The organism is Streptomyces sp. NPDC090045, assembly GCF_044747975.1.
Taxonomy (GTDB): Bacteria; Actinomycetota; Actinomycetes; order Streptomycetales; family Streptomycetaceae; genus Streptomyces.
The window spans coordinates 13,129-29,958 of sequence record NZ_JBIVFA010000016.1 but is presented as its reverse complement, the minus strand read 5'-3'; the positions used below and the strand labels follow the sequence as shown (position 1 = coordinate 29,958).

Sequence of the window (16,830 nt, the reverse complement as noted above, 5' to 3'; positions counted from 1 at the left end):
ACTAGGTGTGTTGCCCCGGGGTCGACCGGGGCACCGCCGGAGTGGAGGCCGGAGACGCAGTGGGCTTCGGCGTGCGTGACGAGCTGGGCGTCGGGCTGGACGTCGGGGTCGGCGAAGGCTTCGGGGTCGGGGTCGGCATGGGGGTGGGCGTCGGGTCCGGCGAGGGCTTCGGGTCCGGCGTGGGCGTAGGCGTCGGGGTCGGCGTAGGCGTCGGGGTGGGCTTCGGATCCGGCGTAGGCGTGGGAGTCGGAGTAGGCGTCGGGTCCGGAGTCGGCGTGGGCTTCGGGTGCGGCGTCGGCGTGGGCTTCGGATCCGGCGTCGGGGTAGGCGTCGGCTTCGGGTCCGGCGTCGGCGTGGGCTTCGGAGTGGGCGTCGGCGTAGGTGTGGGCTTCGGCGTCGGTGTCGTGGGCGTGCCCGTGCCCGTACCGGGCCTGTCCGGGACCTCGTGCGTGCCCTTGAGGTAGTACGTGAACCAGGACCGGACCGTCCGCAGGTACTCCGTGGAGTGGTTGTAGGAGAGCACGGCCCGGTCCAGGTCCGCGTCCGTCCGCAGGTCCCGGGTGCCCGCGCACAGGTACCGCCCGGCCGCGAGGGCCGCGTCGTGCACGTTGTTCGGGTTGCGCCGGCCGTCGCCGTCCGCGTCCTGGCCCCAGGCCGCCCACGTGGAGGGGATGAACTGCATCGGCCCGACCGCCCGGTCGTACCGGGTGTCCCCGTCGTAGGCCCCGCCGTCCGTGTCCGAGATGTTCGCGAAGCCGTTGCCGTCGAGGACCGGCCCCAGGATCGGCCGCAGCGTGGTCCCGGCCGCGTCGACCTGGCCGCCGCGCGCCTGACCGGACTCCACCTTGCCGATCGCCGCGAGGAGTTGCCAGCGCAGTCCGCAGCCGGGGTCGCTCTGCCCCACCGTCTTCTCCGCCCGCTGGTAGGCCGCGAGCACGCTCGCCGGTATCCCCTGCGCCCCTTCGGCCGGTCCGGTCGCGGCGCCCGCCGGCACCGCCACCGTCTCCGGGGCCTGCGGCTGCGGGGTCTGGGCTTCGTCCGGCAGCACCACGGCCGGCGGCTCCGGGCTCGCCAGCGGCGGGAGTTCGGTGAAGTAGGCGGTGTCTCCGCCGCTCGCTTCGGCCGGGAGGGCCTGCTCGCCCTCGCCGATCGCGACCGTCCGGTCCTCTTCGGCGCCCGCCGGCCCCTGCGAAGCGGTCAGCGCCGCGGCCACCAGCGCGGAGACCAGGGCGGCGGCGGCCCCCTTGCGCAGCCTGCGTCCGATTATTCGAGCCGACATGAGCCGGACCCCTCCCCCTCGACGTCCGCGTGACCATACGTCAACTCCCTGCAATGGGCACGGACAGCGGGCCGGAATTCACCACATCGACACGTCCGTGCGCAGGTCACGCATACTGTCGGGACCCTTCGGGCGCATTGGCCCGAAGTAAGGAACACCACGCCAGCACCACAAGAACGTCCGCGAGAACGTCCAGGAGAAGTGCCATGCCGTTCACTCTCAGCCATGCGGCCGCCGTGCTTCCGGCCATCCGCCGGACCGGGCGTGCGCGCGGCCCCCTCGTCGCCTCGGCCCTGGTCCTCGGGTCGTTCGCGCCGGACACCTTCTACTTCACGGACGCGATCGTCGAGGGCGTCATGGCCTACGGGACCTTCACGCACTCGCTGGCGGGGGTGTTCACCGTGGACGCCGTGCTCACCGCCGCCCTCGTGGGGTGCTGGCTGCTGCTGCGCGAGCCGCTGGTCGCGCTGCTGCCGCGCGGCTGGCGGGGCCGTGTCCATGCGTTCGTACGCGGCGAGCACTGGAGTGGGCGCCGACTGCCCGCGCTCGCCGCCTGGTTCTACGCCTCGGCCGTCACCGGCTCCCTCACGCACGTGGTGTGGGACAGCTTCACGCACATCGACCGCTGGGGAACGAACGCGCTGCCGGAGCTCGAAGAGCCCCTCGCCTTCGGCCTGCCCCTCTACTCGTACCTGCAGTACGGCACTTCGGCGCTCGCGGCCTGCGCGCTGCTCTGGTTCACGGCGACCGCCCTGCGCCGGCTGCCCGCCTCCCCCGCCCCCGCGTCCGTGCCGGTGCTCGGCCGGGCGGAGGTCTGGGGCGCGCTCGCCCTCGTCGTGGGGTGCGTGGCGGTCGGGGTCACCATGCGCGTGATCCGCTTCTTCACCTTCTTCGACCGGATCCGTACGCCGCTCGACATCATCCCGACCGTCTGCTTCGGCGCGGGCGGCGGCCTCGCCGTGGCCCTGCTGCTGTACGGGGTGCTCGTACGGCTGCGGCACCGCGGCGACCGCACCGCCCGTACGGACGAGGAAACGCGGACGCCCGTCCCCACCGCCTGAGCGAGCGGGGACGGGCGCTTGGCGCTGCTTGGCCGTACGGGCCTCAGTGCGCGGCGGACTCCCAGTCCGGGCCGACGCCCACGGACACGTCCAGCGCGGCCCGGAGCTCGACGGCGGCGCCCATCTCGCGCCGCACCAGCTCCTCGACCTGCTTCCGCTCGCCCGGGGCGATCTCCAGCACGATTTCGTCGTGGACCTGGAGCAGCATCCGCGACCGCAGGCCGGCCCCGGTGATCGCCTCGTCCACGCGCAGCATCGCGACCTTGACGATGTCGGCGGCCGTGCCCTGGATCGGGGCGTTGAGCGCCATCCGCTCGGCGGCCTCGCGGCGCTGGCGGTTGTCGCTGTTGAGGTCGGGCAGGTACCGGCGGCGGCCGAAGACGGTCGCCGTGTATCCGGTGGCGCGGGCCTCGTCCACGACGCGCTGCAGGTAGTCGCGGACCCCGCCGAAGCGCTCGAAGAAGGTCTCCATCAGACCGCGCGCCTCGGCGGGCTCGATGTTCAGCTGCTGGGCGAGGCCGAAGGCGGAGAGCCCGTACGCGAGGCCGTACGACATGGCCTTGATCTTGCGGCGCATCTCGGCGTCGACCTGGGACCGCTCCACGCCGAACACCTGGGAGGCGACGGTGGTGTGCAGGTCCTCGCCGGTCGCGAAGGCCTCGATCAGGCCCTCGTCCTCGGAGAGGTGGGCCATGACGCGCAGCTCGATCTGGCTGTAGTCGGCCGTCATGAGGGACTCGAAGCCCTCGCCGACGACGAAGCCGCGGCGGATGGCCCGGCCCTCGTCGGTGCGCACCGGCACGTTCTGCAGGTTGGGGTCGGTGGAGGACAGCCGGCCGGTCGCGGCGACGGTCTGGCTGAACGTGGTGTGCACCCGGCCGTCGGCGGCGATGGTCTTGACCAGGCCCTCGACGGTGACGCGCAGCTTGGCCTGCTCCCGGTGGCGGAGCATGATCACGGGCAGTTCGTGGTCGGTCTGCGTGGCCAGCCAGGCCAGCGCGTCCGCGTCCGTGGTGTACCCGGTCTTGGTCTTCTTCGTCTTCGGCAGGTCCAGCTCGCCGAAGAAGACCTCTTGGAGCTGCTTGGGCGAGCCGAGGTTGAACTCGTGGCCGACCGCCGCGTGCGCCTCCTTGACCGCCTGCTGCACGGCGCCGGCGAACTGCTGCTCCATCGCCTCCAGGTGGTCGCGGTCGGCGGCGATGCCGGCCCGCTCCAGCCGGGCGAGGAGCTCGGAGGTGGGCAGCTCCATGTCGTGCAGCAGCTCGGCGGCGCCGACCTCGGAGAGCTTGTCGGTGAAGGCGTCGCCCAGGTCGAGGACGGCGCGGGCCTGCGCCATCAGCGCCTCGGCCTCGGCCGTGTCGTCGGCGCCGAAGGCCAGCTGGCCGTCGGCGGCGGCGGGCGCCAGCTCGCGGTGCAGGTACTCCATCGACAGGACGTCCAGGCCGAAGGACCGGCGGCCCGGCTTGACCAGGTACGCGGCGAGCGCGGTGTCCATGGTCACGCCGGCCAGCGACCAGCCGTGCTCGGGGAAGACCCGCCACAGCGCCTTCGCGTTGTGCACGACCTTGGGGCGGGCCTCGTCCGAGGCCCAGGCGCGGAAGGCCAACTCGTCGGCCTCGTCCAGCGACAGCGGCTCGAACCAGGCGGCCGCCCCGCCCGCCGCGGCAAGCGCGACCTCGGTGATCCGGCCGGCGCCCAGCGCCCAGCTGTCGACGGTCGCGATGCCCAGCGGTCCGCCCGCGTGGGCCTCCAGCCACGGCGCCAGCTCGCCCGTGCCCAGTACGGAGGCGTCCAGCTCCACACCGGCCGCCGGAGCCGGGGGCTCCTCCTCGGCCGCGCCGGGGTCCACGGCGAGCAGCCGCTCGCGCAGCGAGGCGTTGCGGATCTCCAGCACGTCCAGCACGCCGAGCATGGCGGTCCGGTCGTAGGCGACGCGCACCAGGTCGGCGGGGGTCTTGGGCAGCTCCACGTCCTTGACCATCTCGGTCAGGACCCGGTTGAGCTTGACGGCCTCCAGGTGGTCCCGGAAGTTCTGCCCGGCCTTGCCCTTGACCTCGTCGGCGCGCTCCACGAGCTCCGCGAACGACCCGAACTGGGTGATCCACTTGGCGGCGGTCTTCTCGCCGACGCCCGGGATGCCCGGCAGGTTGTCGGACGGGTCGCCCCGCAGGGCCGCGAAGTCGGGGTACTGCTGCGGGGTGAGCCCGTACTTCTCCTCGACCTTCTCCGGCGTGAACCGGGTGAGCTCGGAGACGCCCTTGGTCGGGTAGAGCACGGTGGTGTGCTCGGACACCAGCTGGAAGGAGTCCCGGTCGCCGGTGACGATCAGCACGTCGAAGCCGAGGGCCTCCGCCTGCGTCGCCAGGGTCGCGATCACGTCGTCGGCCTCGAAGCCGTCGACCGCGAACCGCGGCACGTGCATCGTGTCGAGCAGCTCGCCGATCAGCTCGACCTGGCCCTTGAACTCGTCGGGGGTCTTGGAGCGGTTCGCCTTGTACTCGGGGAACTCCGTCGAGCGCCACGTCTTGCGCGAGACGTCGAACGCCACCGCGAAGTGCGTGGGCGCCTCGTCGCGCAGCGTGTTCGCCAGCATGGACGCGAAGCCGTAGATGGCGTTGGTCGGCTGGCCGGTCGCGGTCGTGAAGTTCTCCGCGGGCAGCGCGAAGAACGCCCTGTACGCCAGGGAGTGCCCGTCCATGAGCATCAGGCGGGGGCGGTCCGCTGCGGTCGTCTGGTCGCTCTTCTTCGATGCTGTCTCTGCCACGCCCCCGATCCTAGGCGCCCCCACCGACAAAACCGGACGGCCGGAGCGCAGGGACAAATCCGCCGTCGGCGATGTCGGCGGAGCGTGACAGGATCGGTGTATACGACAGGACTGTTCAAAGGGGAGCGTCATGGCCACCAAGCCGCCCGCAGGTGATCCGGTACAGGATGCTCCGCAGGTCGCGCCCCCCAAACACGCGGCCGCGGGGCTGCCCGCCATCGGGCACACCCTGAGGATCGCGCAGCAGCAGATGGGCGTGGCCCGCACCGCCCGCACCCTGCTCAAGGTCAACCAGAAGGACGGCTTCGACTGTCCGGGCTGCGCCTGGCCCGAGGGCGACAAGCGGCACACCGCCGAGTTCTGCGAGAACGGCGCCAAGGCCGTCGCGGAGGAGGCCACCCTGCGCCGGGTCACCCCCGAGTTCTTCGCCGCGCACCCGCTGGCCGACCTGGCCACCCGCTCCGGCTACTGGCTGGGGCAGCAGGGCCGGATCACGCACCCCATGTACCTGCCGGAGGGCGGCGACCGGTACGAGGCGATCAGCTGGGAGCGGGCCTTCGCGGTCATCGCCGAGGAGCTGACCGCCCTGGCCTCCCCCGACGAGGCCCTCTTCTACACCTCGGGCCGCACCAGCAACGAGGCCGCGTTCCTGTTCCAGCTCTTCGCCCGCGAATTCGGCACGAACAACCTGCCCGACTGCTCCAACATGTGCCACGAGTCCTCGGGCTCCGCGCTGAACGAGACCATCGGCATCGGAAAGGGCAGCGTCTCCCTGGAGGACCTCCACCGGGCCGACCTGATCATCGTCGCCGGGCAGAACCCGGGCACCAACCACCCGCGCATGCTCTCCGCCCTGGAACAGGCCAAGCCCTCCGGCGCGAAGATCATTTCGGTGAATCCGCTGCCCGAGGCCGGCATGGAGCGGTTCAAGAACCCGCAGACCCCCCTCGGCATGCTCAAGGGCACCGCCCTCAACGACCTCTTCCTGCAGATCCGCATCGGCGGCGACCAGGCCCTCTTCCGCCTCCTGAACAAGCTGGTCATCGAGGCGGGCGACGCCACCGACGAGGCCTTCATCCGCGAGCACACCCACGGCTACGAGGAGTTCGCCGCCGCCGCCAAGGAGGCCGACTGGGCGGAGACCCTCACCGCGACCGGCCTGACCCGGCCGGAGATCGAGCAGGCGCTGGCCATGGTCCTGGCCTCGGAGCGCACCATCGTCTGCTGGGCCATGGGGCTCACCCAGCACAAGCACGCCGTCGCCACCATCCGCGAGGTCGTCAACCTGCTCCTGCTGCGCGGCAACATCGGCCGGCCCGGCGCCGGCGTCTGCCCGGTCCGCGGCCACTCCAACGTGCAGGGCGACCGCACCATGGGGATCTTCGAACGGCCCGCGCCCGCCTTCCTCGACGCCCTCGACCTCGAATTCGGCATCACCTCGCCGCGCGGGCACGGCTTCGACGTGGTCCGCTCCATCCAGGCGATGCGCGACGGCAGGGCCAAGGTCCTCTTCGCCATGGGCGGCAACTTCGTCGGCGCCACCCCCGACACCGAGGTCACCGAGGCCGCGATCCGGCGCACCGCCCTGACCGTGCACGTGTCCACCAAGCTGAACCGTTCCCACGCGGTCACCGGCCGGCGCGCCCTGATCCTGCCCACCCTCGGCCGCACCGACAAGGACGTACAGGCCGCCGGGAAGCAGTTCGTCACGGTCGAGGACTCCATGGGCATGGTCCACGCCTCCCGCGGCAACCTCGCCCCCGCCTCCCCGCACCTGCTCTCCGAGCCCGCGATCGTGGCCCGCATGGCCCGCGCGGTCCTCGGCGCCGCCTCGGCGACCCCTTGGGAGGAGTTCGAGCGGGACTACGCCTCGATCCGCGACCGGATCTCCCGCGTCGTCCCCGGCTTCGAGGACTTCAACGCCAGGGTGGCCCGCCCCGGAGGCTTCCAGCTGCCGCACGCCCCGCGCGACGAGCGCCGCTTCCCCACCACCACCGGCAAGGCCAATTTCACCGCCGCGCCCGTGGAGTACCCCACGGTTCCGCAGGGACGGCTCCTCCTGCAGACCCTGCGCAGCCACGACCAGTACAACACCACGATCTACGGGCTCGACGACCGCTACCGCGGCATCACCGGCGGCCGCCGCGTCGTCATGGTCAACCCCGAGGACGCGGCCGAGCTGGGCCTGGCCGACGGCTCGTACACCGACCTGGTGAGCGAGTGGAAGGACGGCGTGGAGCGGCGCGCGCCCGGCTTCCGCGTCGTGCACTACCCGACGGCCCGCGGCTGCGCCGCCGCGTACTACCCCGAGACGAACGTCCTGGTCCCGCTGGACTCCACCGCGGACACCAGCAATACCCCGGCGAGCAAGTCCGTCGTCGTGCGTTTCGAACCGGCCTGATAGAACGACCTCAGGACAAGAAGGTTAACGAGCGTTGACGAACGGAGCCTGACCATGGGCGAGCAGCACGCAGTGAAGTTCCCGCAGGAGGTACTCGACGAGTACGCGGCCCTGGGCATCGACCTTCCCGCCCTGTTCTCGGCGGGAGACCTCGGCGAGCGGATGGACATCCGCATCCTGGAGGCCTCGGCCGACCGCGTCGTCGGCACCATGCCCGTCAAGGGCAACACCCAGCCCTACGGGCTGCTGCACGGCGGGGCCTCCGCCGTACTGGCCGAAACCCTCGGCTCGATCGGCGCGATGATGCACGGCGGCATCACCAAGATCGCCGTCGGCGTGGACCTGAACTGCACCCACCACCGGGGCGCCCGCACCGGCATCGTCACCGGCGTAGCCACCCCCGTGCACCGTGGCCGCTCGACCACCACCTTCGAGATCGTCATCACCGACGAGCAGGACAAGCGGATCTGCACCGCCCGCCTGACCTGCCTGCTGCGCGACGTCGACCAGCTGGCCGGAGCCGCCACCGAGGCCCCCGCGGGGGCCTGACCCGGCCCGCGCGGGCGCCTTGCCGAGCGACTCCGCCGCGCCCCGGGAGTCAGGCCGCCCCCTCACCGGGGGACTCCCGGAGCCGGAGCTCGTAGGGCGCGGTGGCCGTGCAGATCGCGTGGAGCGCGGACTCCCGCAGCGTGTGGCTCTCGTCGGAGAGCGCGACGGCCACGAGGCGCTCGATCGCCCGCTCGGCGTCGGCCTGTGTCAGGCGGCCCGTCTCCAGGACGTCGCAGACGACTTCGAGACAGCTGTCCCGGCGGCCCGTGTCGGGGGCGTCCAGCTCCTCCCAGGCCGATTCGACCCACTCCTCGGGGCTCCGGTATCCGCTCACCCCCGGAGCGTAGGAGACACGGTCACCGCCCGGTTTCGCAGGCCCGGATCCGCCGCCCCGGGGTGGCGGATCCGGGCCTGTGCGCGTTCCCGGACCGGGCTCACCGGCGACCGCCCGGAACCCGCCAGTCCGCACGCTTCGCGGTGACATCTGTTGTGTCACCGATGGTGACCGCCTACCTTCCCCTCATGGGGACCACGCCACGCCCGGCCCGGTACGCCGCCCTCACCCTCCTCGCGGCGCTCGCCCTGACCGGATGCTCCTCCTCCGCATCACCCACGGCGGTGGCCCCACAGACCCCTTCCGCCGGCCCCTCCTCGCCCGCACAGGTGTGCACGAGCCTCGTGTCGTACTGGGCGAAGGAGACCCTCCTGGGCGCCAAGTGGTCCGGCCTCGACTGGGAGCAGAAGGGCCTGTCGAACGCGCAGTACGCGATCCACGAGGACGCGGTCGCCGCCGGCCGCGCGGAGGAGCGAACTGCCGGACAGGCCAAGGCACTTGAGCTCATCGACCGCTTCGTGGCCCGGCGCTGCACCGAGGAGGGCGGCGCGACCGGCAGCTCGGAGAACTGGCGACCCCCCACGTGACCCGGGTCACCGCATTCCCGAGCACGCTGTCCGCCTTCCGGGCAGATCCGCACGTACGACCGAACCGCAGGTCGGAGGCCATGCAGCCGACCCGGACAAGATCCATCCGGCGGGGGTGCGTCGGGCATTTCATTACTCTGAGTAATTCACATGCCGTACGCAATCCGTCTTTTCCTCCGAGAATCGCCACTCGGAGGATTCTTTCAGACACGCACCGCCACATTCGGCTGAATTTGATCTAAGACAGGTGCATGGAGGCCTCAAGCCCCTTAGGGGAACAGGTAATTCTCAGGATGCGGACACTATTCACCGTCACGAAATGTCCGTTCTGTCCACACTCTCGCCACACATTCTTGGCCTTGGCATAACAAGAGCGTCACATCCTCCTTTCCCGCCTCCCGGTGCTCGTCACCTCGGGCCTAGAGTCACGGCCAGTCACCGCGCCACAGAGCGCGAATCAGCACGGCCGTGGACCTCCCAGTGCGGCCCGGCGACCTAACGGCACCTCTCCAAGAGAGAGCCGCGCCAGGGAAAGGAAGAATCGTGCGACACCGTTCTTTGCTCGTCCTCACCACCGTGATCACCACGGGAGCACTGACCCTCACCGCTTGCGGATCGCGCGACGGAGACTCCAAGGACAACGGCGGCGGCAAGAAGACCGTCGTGGTCATCGGCGTGGATGCCCCGCTCACCGGCTCGCTCTCCGCGCTCGGCCAGGGCATCAAGAACTCCGTCGACCTCGCGGCCAAGACGGCCAACAAGAACAACGAGGTCCCCGGGATCGAGTTCAAGGTCGAGGCCCTCGACGACCAGGCGGTCCCCGCCTCCGGTCAGGCCAACGCCACCAAGCTCGTCGGCAACAAGGACGTCCTCGGCGTCGTCGGCCCGCTGAACTCCGGCGTCGCCCAGCAGATGCAGGGCGTCTTCAACTCCGCCAACCTGGCGCAGGTCTCCCCCGCCAACACCAACCCCGCGCTCAGCCAGGGCGACAACTGGGGCAAGGGCGAGTTCAAGCGCGGCTTCAAGACCTACTTCCGCACCGCCGCCACCGACGTGGTCCAGGGCAAGTTCGCCGCCCAGTACCTCTTCAATGACGCCGGCAAGAAGAAGGTCTTCATCGTCGACGACAAGCAGACCTACGGCGCCGGCCTCGCCGCGATCTTCGCCGAGGAGTTCAAGAAGCTCGGCGGCGAGGTCGTCGGCACCGACCACGTCACCGTGAAGGAGACCGACTTCTCCTCCACCGCCGACAAGGTCAAGTCCACCGGCGCCGACTCCGTCTACTTCGGCGGCCAGTACCCCGAGGGCGGCCTGCTCGCCGACCAGATCAAGAAGGCCGGCGCCAACGTCCCCCTCATGGGCGGCGACGGCATCCAGGACCCGGCCTTCATCAGCGCCTCCGGTGAGGCCAACGAGGGCGACCTCGCCACCTCCATCGGCTACCCGGTCGAGAAGCTCCCCACCGCCAAGAAGTTCATCGAGGACTACAAGGCCGAGGGTTACAAGGACCCGTACGCCGCCTACGGTGGCTACTCCTACGACGCCGGCTGGGCCGTCATCCAGGCCGTCAAGGCCGCCGTCGCCGCCAACAGCGGCAAGCTGCCCACCGACGCCCGCGCCAAGGTCGTCGAGGCGCTCGGCAAGGTCTCCTTCGAGGGCGTGACCGGCAAGGTCGCCTTCGACGAGTACGGCGACACCACCAACAAGCAGCTCACGGTCTACAAGGTCGAGGGCGGCAAGTGGGTCGACGTCAAGAGCGACACCTTCAACCAGTAAGCCCCTAGTCCCCAGCACCACCCGCTCCACCTGAACCAACGCCGCGCGAGGGCGCAAACAGCGCCCTCGCGCGGAGTCTTATCCGACACGCTCATCGGAGGCCCTGCGGTGCACGAACTGCCGCAACAGCTGGCCAACGGCCTGGCCCTCGGTGCTCTCTATGGTCTCATCGCCATCGGGTACACCATGGTCTACGGCATCGTCCAGCTCATCAACTTCGCCCACGGCGAGATCTTCATGATCGGCGGCTTCGGCGCGCTCAGCGCCTACGCCATCCTCCCGACCGGCACCTCCCTGCTGATCGCGATACCCGTCATGATCGTCGGAGGTGCTGCCACCTCCGTCGCCGTGGCCTGCGCAGCCGAACGCTTCGCCTACCGCCCACTGCGCAGCGCGCCCCGGCTCGCACCCCTCATCACCGCAATCGGCCTCTCGATCGCGCTCCAGCAGCTCGTCTGGCAGTTCTACCCGGACGCCAAGAAGGCGGTCAGCTTCCCTGAGTTCAAGGGCGCGGCCTTCAAGATCACCGACAGCCTGGCGATCCAGCGCGCGGACCTCTTCGTCCTCATCCTCGCCCCGCTCTGCATGCTCGCCCTCGGCATCTTCGTCCAGAAGAGCCGCAGCGGCCGCGCCATGCAGGCCACCGCGCAGGACCCGGACACCGCGAAGCTGATGGGCATCAACACCGACCGCATCATCGTCATGGCCTTCGCCATCGGTGCAGCGTTCGCCGCCGTCGCCGCCGTCGCCTACGGCCTCGACAAGGGCCAGATCAACTTCGAGATGGGCTTCATCCTCGGCCTCAAGGCCTTCACCGCGGCCGTCCTCGGCGGCATCGGCAACATCTACGGAGCCATGGTCGGCGGCGTCGTCCTCGGACTCGCCGAAGCCCTCTCGATCGCCTACATCGAAGAGATCCCCGGCATGTCGCAGCTCGGCGGTGGCGCCTGGTCCAACGTCTGGGCCTTCGTACTCCTCATCGTCGTCCTCCTCGTGCGGCCACAAGGCCTGCTCGGTGAGCGCGTCGCGGATCGGGCGTGAGAACCATGACCACCAACACCACCCCGCAGACCGACACGGTGAAGCAGGGCCCCGCGCCCACCACGCTCCTGTACGCGGTCATCGGCGGCAGCCTCCTCACCATCGTCAGCGCGTTCCTCGCGTGGACGTGGACCGCCGAGTTCCCCGGCGACCTGACCTACTACGGAAGCCCCGCCGGCCTCCAGTTCGTCACCCTCGCCGGAGCCGCCCTCACCCTCGCCTACGCGCTCTCCGCGCTCGGCGTCAAGGGCCTCGGCTGGCTCGCCCCCACCGGCACCCGCAAGGCCGTCTGGTTCCTGGCCCTCGGCAACCTCGCCGCCACCTGGTTCACGGTCATCTCCATCACCGTCGTCCTCGGCGGCGTGATCAACCTCGAACCCGGCGCGTACGTCGCCCTCGTCGGCTCGCTCGTCCCGGCCCTCGCCGCGTACAAGCTCCCGGACGACACCCGCAAGGCGGCCCCCGCCAAGCAGCTGCCCTCCTGGGCCGAAATCCTCATCATCACCGGCGTCTTCGCCATCGGCCTCTTCGTCATCACCTTCGGCATCGACACCGATGACAAGGAACCGCAGCTCTTCGTCGCCTACCTGATCACCGTCGGCTTCGTCGCCCTCGCGCTGAACAAGGCCGGCCTCTTCGCCCGTCTCGGCGGCATCACCGCCAAGCACCGCCAGGTCACCCTCATCGGGTCCGCGGCCGCGGCGATCGCCTTCCCGTTCATCCAGCAGAGCGGCGACACCTACACGCTCATCGCGGTCAACATCCTGATCTTCGCGACCGTCGCCCTCGGCCTCAACGTCGTCGTCGGCCTCGCCGGCCTCCTCGACCTCGGCTACGTCGCCTTCCTCGGCGTCGGCGCCTACGCCGCGGCCCTGGTCTCCGGCAGCACCGCCTCCGCCTTCGGCATCCACCTGCCCTTCTGGGCAGCGGTCATCGTCGGCGCCCTCGCCTCGCTCATCTTCGGCGTGGTCATCGGCGCACCGACCCTGCGCCTGCGCGGCGACTACCTCGCCATCGTCACCCTCGGCTTCGGAGAAATCTTCCGCATCGCCATGGGCAACCTCGACGGCACCTCCGGCCCGGACATCACCAACGGTCCGAACGGCATCCCCAACATCCCCCACCTCGAACTCTTCGGGTGGAACTTCGGGGAGTCCCACGTAGTCGGCGGCATCACCCTCGGTGCCTACGCCAACTACTACTTCCTGATGCTGCTCGTCATGGCCCTGGTCGTCGTGGTCTTCGCCCGTGCCGGCAGCAGCCGCATCGGCCGCGCCTGGGTCGCCATCCGCGAGGACGAGACCGCCGCCGAAGCCATGGGCATCAACGGCTTCAAGGTCAAGCTCATCGCCTTCGCCCTCGGCGCCACCCTCGCCGGCCTCGCCGGCACCGTCCAGGCACACGTCAACAGCACGGTCGTCCCCGAGAACTACGTCTTCGCCGGGCCCGTCCCGCCGAACTCCGCGTTCCTCCTCGCGGCCGTCATCCTCGGCGGCATGGGCACCATCCGCGGCCCCATCCTCGGCGCCGCACTGCTCTTCCTGATCCCGGCGAAGCTGGCCTTCCTCCAGGACTACCAGCTCCTCGCCTTCGGCATCGCCCTCATCCTGCTCATGCGCTTCCGCCCCGAAGGCCTCATCGCCAACAAGCGCGCGCAGCTCGAGTTCCACGACGACACCGCTGACCAGGCCCCCAAGGACCTGGCCACCGCCAAGGCGGGGGCGTGAACAACATGACGACCACCACGGACACCACCACCAAGACCACGGTTCTCGAAGCCAAGGGCGTCACCATGCGCTTCGGCGGCCTCACCGCCGTCAAGGGCGTCGACCTCCAGGTCAACTCGGGCGAGATCGTCGGACTCATCGGCCCCAACGGCGCCGGCAAGACGACCTTCTTCAACTGCCTCACCGGGCTGTACGTCCCCACCGAGGGATCCGTCAGCTACAAGGGCACGGTCCTGCCTCCCAAGCCCCACAAGGTCACCGAGGCCGGCATCGCCCGCACCTTCCAGAACATCCGGCTCTTCCACAACATGACCGTGCTGGAGAACGTCCTCGTCGGACGCCACACCCGCACGAAGGAAGGCCTCTGGTCCGCCCTGCTGCGCGGCCCCGGCTTCAAGAAGGCCGAAGCCGCCAGCGAGGCGCGCGCCATGGAACTCCTGGAGTTCATCGGGCTGGAGAACAAGGCCCAGCACCTGGCCAAGAACCTCCCCTACGGCGAGCAGCGCAAGCTGGAGATCGCCCGCGCCCTCGCCAGCGACCCCGGCCTCATCCTCCTGGACGAGCCCACCGCCGGCATGAACCCGCAGGAAACCCGCGCTGCCGAAGAACTCATCTTCGCCATCCGCGACATGGGCATCGCCGTCCTCGTCATCGAGCACGACATGCGCTTCATCTTCAACCTCTGCGACCGCGTCGCCTGCCTCGTCCAGGGCGAGAAGCTCATCGAGGGCACCGCGGCCGAGGTCCAGGGCGACGAGCGCGTCATCGCCGCCTACCTGGGCGAGCCCTTCGAGGGCGACCCGGGCGCGGCCGAGGACGCCGAGGTCGTGGCGGCGGAAGCCGCAGCGGCCGCCCCGTCCGACGAGGCGGAGGCCGAAGCCGAGGCGGACGCCGACGCTCCGGCGGACGCCGACGCGGACAGCACCACCAGCACCACCAGCACCACCAGCACGGAAGGAGAGGCCAAGTGACCGCACTGCTCAAGGTCGAGGACCTCAAGGTCGCCTACGGCAAGATCGAAGCCGTCAAGGGAATCTCCTTCGAGGTCAACGAAGGCGAGATCGTCTGCCTCGTCGGCACCAACGGCGCCGGCAAGACGACCACCCTGCGCACCCTCTCCGGGCTCATCAAGCCCAAGAGCGGCAGCATCACCTTCGACGGCAAGCCCCTGGCCTCCGTCCCCGCCCACAAGATCGTCTCCCTGGGCCTGGCCCACTCCCCCGAGGGACGGCACATCTTCCCCCGGCTGACGATCGCCGAGAACCTCCAGCTCGGCGCGTTCCTGCGCACCGACAAGGAGGGCATCGAGAAGGACATCCAGCGCGCCTACGAGATGTTCCCCATCCTGGGCGAACGCCGCAAGCAGGCCGCCGGCACCCTCTCGGGCGGTGAGCAGCAGATGCTCGCCATGGGCCGCGCGCTCATGTCGCAGCCCAAGCTGCTCATGCTGGACGAGCCCTCCATGGGCCTCTCCCCGCTGATGATGCAGAAGATCATGTCGACCATCAAGGAGCTCAAGGCCGCGGGCATGACGATCCTGCTGGTCGAGCAGAACGCCCAGGCGGCGCTCTCGCTCGCCGACCAGGCGCACGTCATGGAGATCGGCAAGGTCGTTCTCTCCGGCACCGGCCGGGACCTCCTCCACAACGAGGACGTCCGCAAGGCCTACCTCGGCGAGGACTGAGCCACCCAGTACGCGTGAGGCCCGCCTCCCCTCGGGGGGAGGCGGGCCTCACGCCTGTTCCGGGACGGGAACTACTTCCCGCTCTCCTTCTTCTTCGCCTCGGCGTCCTCGATGACGACCTCGGCGACCTGCTGCATGGACATCCGGCGGTCCATGGACGACTTCTGGATCCAGCGGAAGGCGGCCGGCTCGGTGAGCCCGTACTGCGTCTGCAGGATGCTCTTCGCCCGGTCCACCAGCTTGCGGGTCTCCAGCCGCTGGGAGAGGTCCGCGACCTCCTTCTCCAGCGCGCGCAGCTCCGCGAAGCGCGAGACGGCCATCTCGATGGCCGGCACCACGTCGCTCTTGCTGAACGGCTTCACGAGGTACGCCATGGCCCCGGCGTCCCGGGCCCGCTCGACGAGGTCGCGCTGCGAGAACGCGGTGAGCATGAGCACGGGGGCGATGGACTCCTCCGCGATCTTCTCGGCGGCGGAGATCCCGTCCAGGACGGGCATCTTCACGTCGAGGATGACGAGGTCGGGCCGGTGCTCGCGCGCGAGCTCGACGGCCGTCTGCCCGTCCCCGGCCTCGCCGACGACGGAGTACCCCTCCTCCTCCAGCATCTCTTTCAGGTCCAGGCGGATGAGCGCCTCGTCCTCGGCGATGACGACGCGGGTCGTCAGCGGCGGAACGTGCGACTGGTCGGCGTCGGGCGTGGGCGTCGACTCGTGCTCGGCGGTCACGGGGGCTCCTTGTTGCAAGGCGATTCAGCTCCCCCGAGCCTACCTAGCTCCTGTATGTTTGTGACACGGAGGGTCTTCGGTATCCTTCGTTTCGAAGGGGCCCCGGTAGCCCAGCGGTAGAGGCGATGGATTCAAAACCCATTCAGCGTCGGTTCGAATCCGACCCGGGGTACTTCTCCTTCAATTTCAAGGTCGCCAAGCGAATTTAGCGATCTTCACTCGTCACGGTGAACGAAACTTCGAATTGCGGCCAACCGGACGAAGAGCGGCGAAGCTCCGGACGTGGAGCACAATCCCTCGATACGCGAAGAAGCCGTCCCGCTTTTACGCCGAGGTGTGACCACCGAGTTCTGCCTAGGCTGCCGCCATGAACGACAGCACACGCATACGGATCAGGCCCGGCGGTCCCGAGGACGCCGTGGGCATACTCGCGATGCTCGATTCCGCGGTGGCCTGGATGAACGCGCGGGGCAATACCGGGCAGTGGGGCACGGTCCCGTACTCGCAGCGGCCCGGCGGGGTGGAGCGGGTGGAGCGGTACACGACCGAGAACGTGCCCTACGTCGCGGAGTTGGACGGGGTGCCGGTCGGGGCCCTGGTGCTGGACTCCGGGCCGAGTCCGCAGATGCCGATCGGGCCGGCCGGCGAGCCCGAGCGGTACGTGCGGCTGCTGGTCTCCGACCGGCGGTACGCGGGGCTGGGGATCGGGGCGGCGCTGCTGGGCCATGCGGCCGAGGAGACCCGGCGGGCGGGCGTGGCGTTGCTGCGGGTGGACTGCTGGGCGGGCGGCGGGGGCGCCCTGGTCGCGTTCTACGAGCGGAACGGCTTCGCGCCCACCGAGCGTTTCCTGGACGGGGACTGGCCGGGCCAGGTGCTGGCCCGGCGGGTCGGCTGACGAGCCG

Annotated in this window: 14 protein-coding genes and 1 tRNA gene; 11 read left to right on the top strand and 4 right to left on the bottom strand. The window is 70.1% G+C overall.

Annotation, left to right across the window (positions count from 1 at the left end; translation table 11 throughout):
- Window position 1: 1 nt before the first annotated feature.
- On the bottom strand, window positions 2–1,279 hold the full coding sequence (locus ACIPYQ_RS33130; protein ID WP_401257789.1) for a lytic transglycosylase domain-containing protein: 1,278 nt from the start codon (window positions 1,277–1,279) through the stop codon (window positions 2–4).
- 206 nt (window positions 1,280–1,485) lie between these two features.
- Between ACIPYQ_RS33130 and ACIPYQ_RS33125 the strand changes: the two genes are divergently transcribed.
- The gene (locus tag ACIPYQ_RS33125) at window positions 1,486–2,340 is read left to right on the top strand and encodes a DUF4184 family protein (RefSeq protein ID WP_401257788.1); all 855 of its coding nucleotides are present in this window, start codon (window positions 1,486–1,488) and stop codon (window positions 2,338–2,340) included.
- Window positions 2,341–2,383: 43 nt separating this feature from the next.
- Here ACIPYQ_RS33125 and polA read toward each other — a convergent pair whose 3' ends face one another.
- Window positions 2,384–5,104 carry a DNA polymerase I gene (gene polA / locus ACIPYQ_RS33120; RefSeq protein ID WP_401257787.1) on the bottom strand — a complete coding sequence of 907 codons (2,721 nt, stop codon included), beginning with the start codon at window positions 5,102–5,104 and terminating at the stop codon, window positions 2,384–2,386.
- Between the two features lie 130 nt (window positions 5,105–5,234).
- Here polA and ACIPYQ_RS33115 point away from each other — a divergent pair, with 130 nt between their 5' ends.
- Window positions 5,235–7,505, top strand: coding sequence for an FdhF/YdeP family oxidoreductase (locus ACIPYQ_RS33115; protein ID WP_401257786.1), 2,271 nt, complete (start codon window positions 5,235–5,237; stop codon window positions 7,503–7,505).
- A 54-nt stretch (window positions 7,506–7,559) separates the two neighbouring features.
- Window positions 7,560–8,054: a hotdog fold thioesterase gene (locus ACIPYQ_RS33110; RefSeq protein ID WP_361770580.1), complete on the top strand. Its 495-nt coding sequence runs from the start codon at window positions 7,560–7,562 to the stop codon at window positions 8,052–8,054.
- Window positions 8,055–8,103: 49 nt separating this feature from the next.
- On the opposite strand, the gene ACIPYQ_RS33105 is transcribed toward ACIPYQ_RS33110, so the two are convergent.
- The gene (locus ACIPYQ_RS33105; RefSeq protein WP_401257785.1) at window positions 8,104–8,388 is read right to left on the bottom strand and encodes a hypothetical protein; all 285 of its coding nucleotides are present in this window, start codon (window positions 8,386–8,388) and stop codon (window positions 8,104–8,106) included.
- Window positions 8,389–8,576: 188 nt separating this feature from the next.
- Between ACIPYQ_RS33105 and ACIPYQ_RS33100 the strand changes: the two genes are divergently transcribed.
- From ACIPYQ_RS33100 to ACIPYQ_RS33075, 6 genes are all read left to right on the top strand, one after another.
- Window positions 8,577–8,975 carry a hypothetical protein gene (locus ACIPYQ_RS33100; protein WP_401257784.1) on the top strand — a complete coding sequence of 133 codons (399 nt, stop codon included), beginning with the start codon at window positions 8,577–8,579 and terminating at the stop codon, window positions 8,973–8,975.
- 543 nt (window positions 8,976–9,518) lie between these two features.
- On the top strand, window positions 9,519–10,751 hold the full coding sequence (locus ACIPYQ_RS33095) for a branched-chain amino acid ABC transporter substrate-binding protein (RefSeq protein WP_401257783.1): 1,233 nt from the start codon (window positions 9,519–9,521) through the stop codon (window positions 10,749–10,751).
- A 108-nt stretch (window positions 10,752–10,859) separates the two neighbouring features.
- Entirely contained in the window at window positions 10,860–11,792 is a 933-nt protein-coding gene (locus tag ACIPYQ_RS33090) for a branched-chain amino acid ABC transporter permease (RefSeq protein WP_319724855.1), read from the top strand.
- Between the two features lie 5 nt (window positions 11,793–11,797).
- The gene (locus ACIPYQ_RS33085) at window positions 11,798–13,519 is read left to right on the top strand and encodes an ABC transporter permease subunit (protein ID WP_361762519.1); all 1,722 of its coding nucleotides are present in this window, start codon (window positions 11,798–11,800) and stop codon (window positions 13,517–13,519) included.
- 5 nt (window positions 13,520–13,524) lie between these two features.
- Complete coding sequence (locus ACIPYQ_RS33080) at window positions 13,525–14,490, top strand: ABC transporter ATP-binding protein (protein WP_401257915.1); 966 nt, start codon at window positions 13,525–13,527, stop codon at window positions 14,488–14,490.
- Window positions 14,487–15,203, top strand: coding sequence for an ABC transporter ATP-binding protein (locus ACIPYQ_RS33075; RefSeq protein WP_361762522.1), 717 nt, complete (start codon window positions 14,487–14,489; stop codon window positions 15,201–15,203). Before ACIPYQ_RS33080 ends, ACIPYQ_RS33075 begins: the two co-directional genes overlap by 4 nt.
- Before the next feature lie 71 nt (window positions 15,204–15,274).
- Here ACIPYQ_RS33075 and ACIPYQ_RS33070 read toward each other — a convergent pair whose 3' ends face one another.
- Window positions 15,275–15,928, bottom strand: coding sequence for a response regulator (locus ACIPYQ_RS33070; protein WP_361762525.1), 654 nt, complete (start codon window positions 15,926–15,928; stop codon window positions 15,275–15,277).
- A 99-nt stretch (window positions 15,929–16,027) separates the two neighbouring features.
- Between ACIPYQ_RS33070 and ACIPYQ_RS33065 the strand changes: the two genes are divergently transcribed.
- Together ACIPYQ_RS33065 and ACIPYQ_RS33060 are read left to right on the top strand one after the other, a co-directional pair.
- A tRNA-Leu gene (locus tag ACIPYQ_RS33065) sits at window positions 16,028–16,100 on the top strand.
- A gap of 195 nt (window positions 16,101–16,295) precedes the next feature.
- Window positions 16,296–16,823: a GNAT family N-acetyltransferase gene (locus ACIPYQ_RS33060; protein ID WP_401257782.1), complete on the top strand. Its 528-nt coding sequence runs from the start codon at window positions 16,296–16,298 to the stop codon at window positions 16,821–16,823.
- Window positions 16,824–16,830 lie beyond the last annotated feature (7 nt).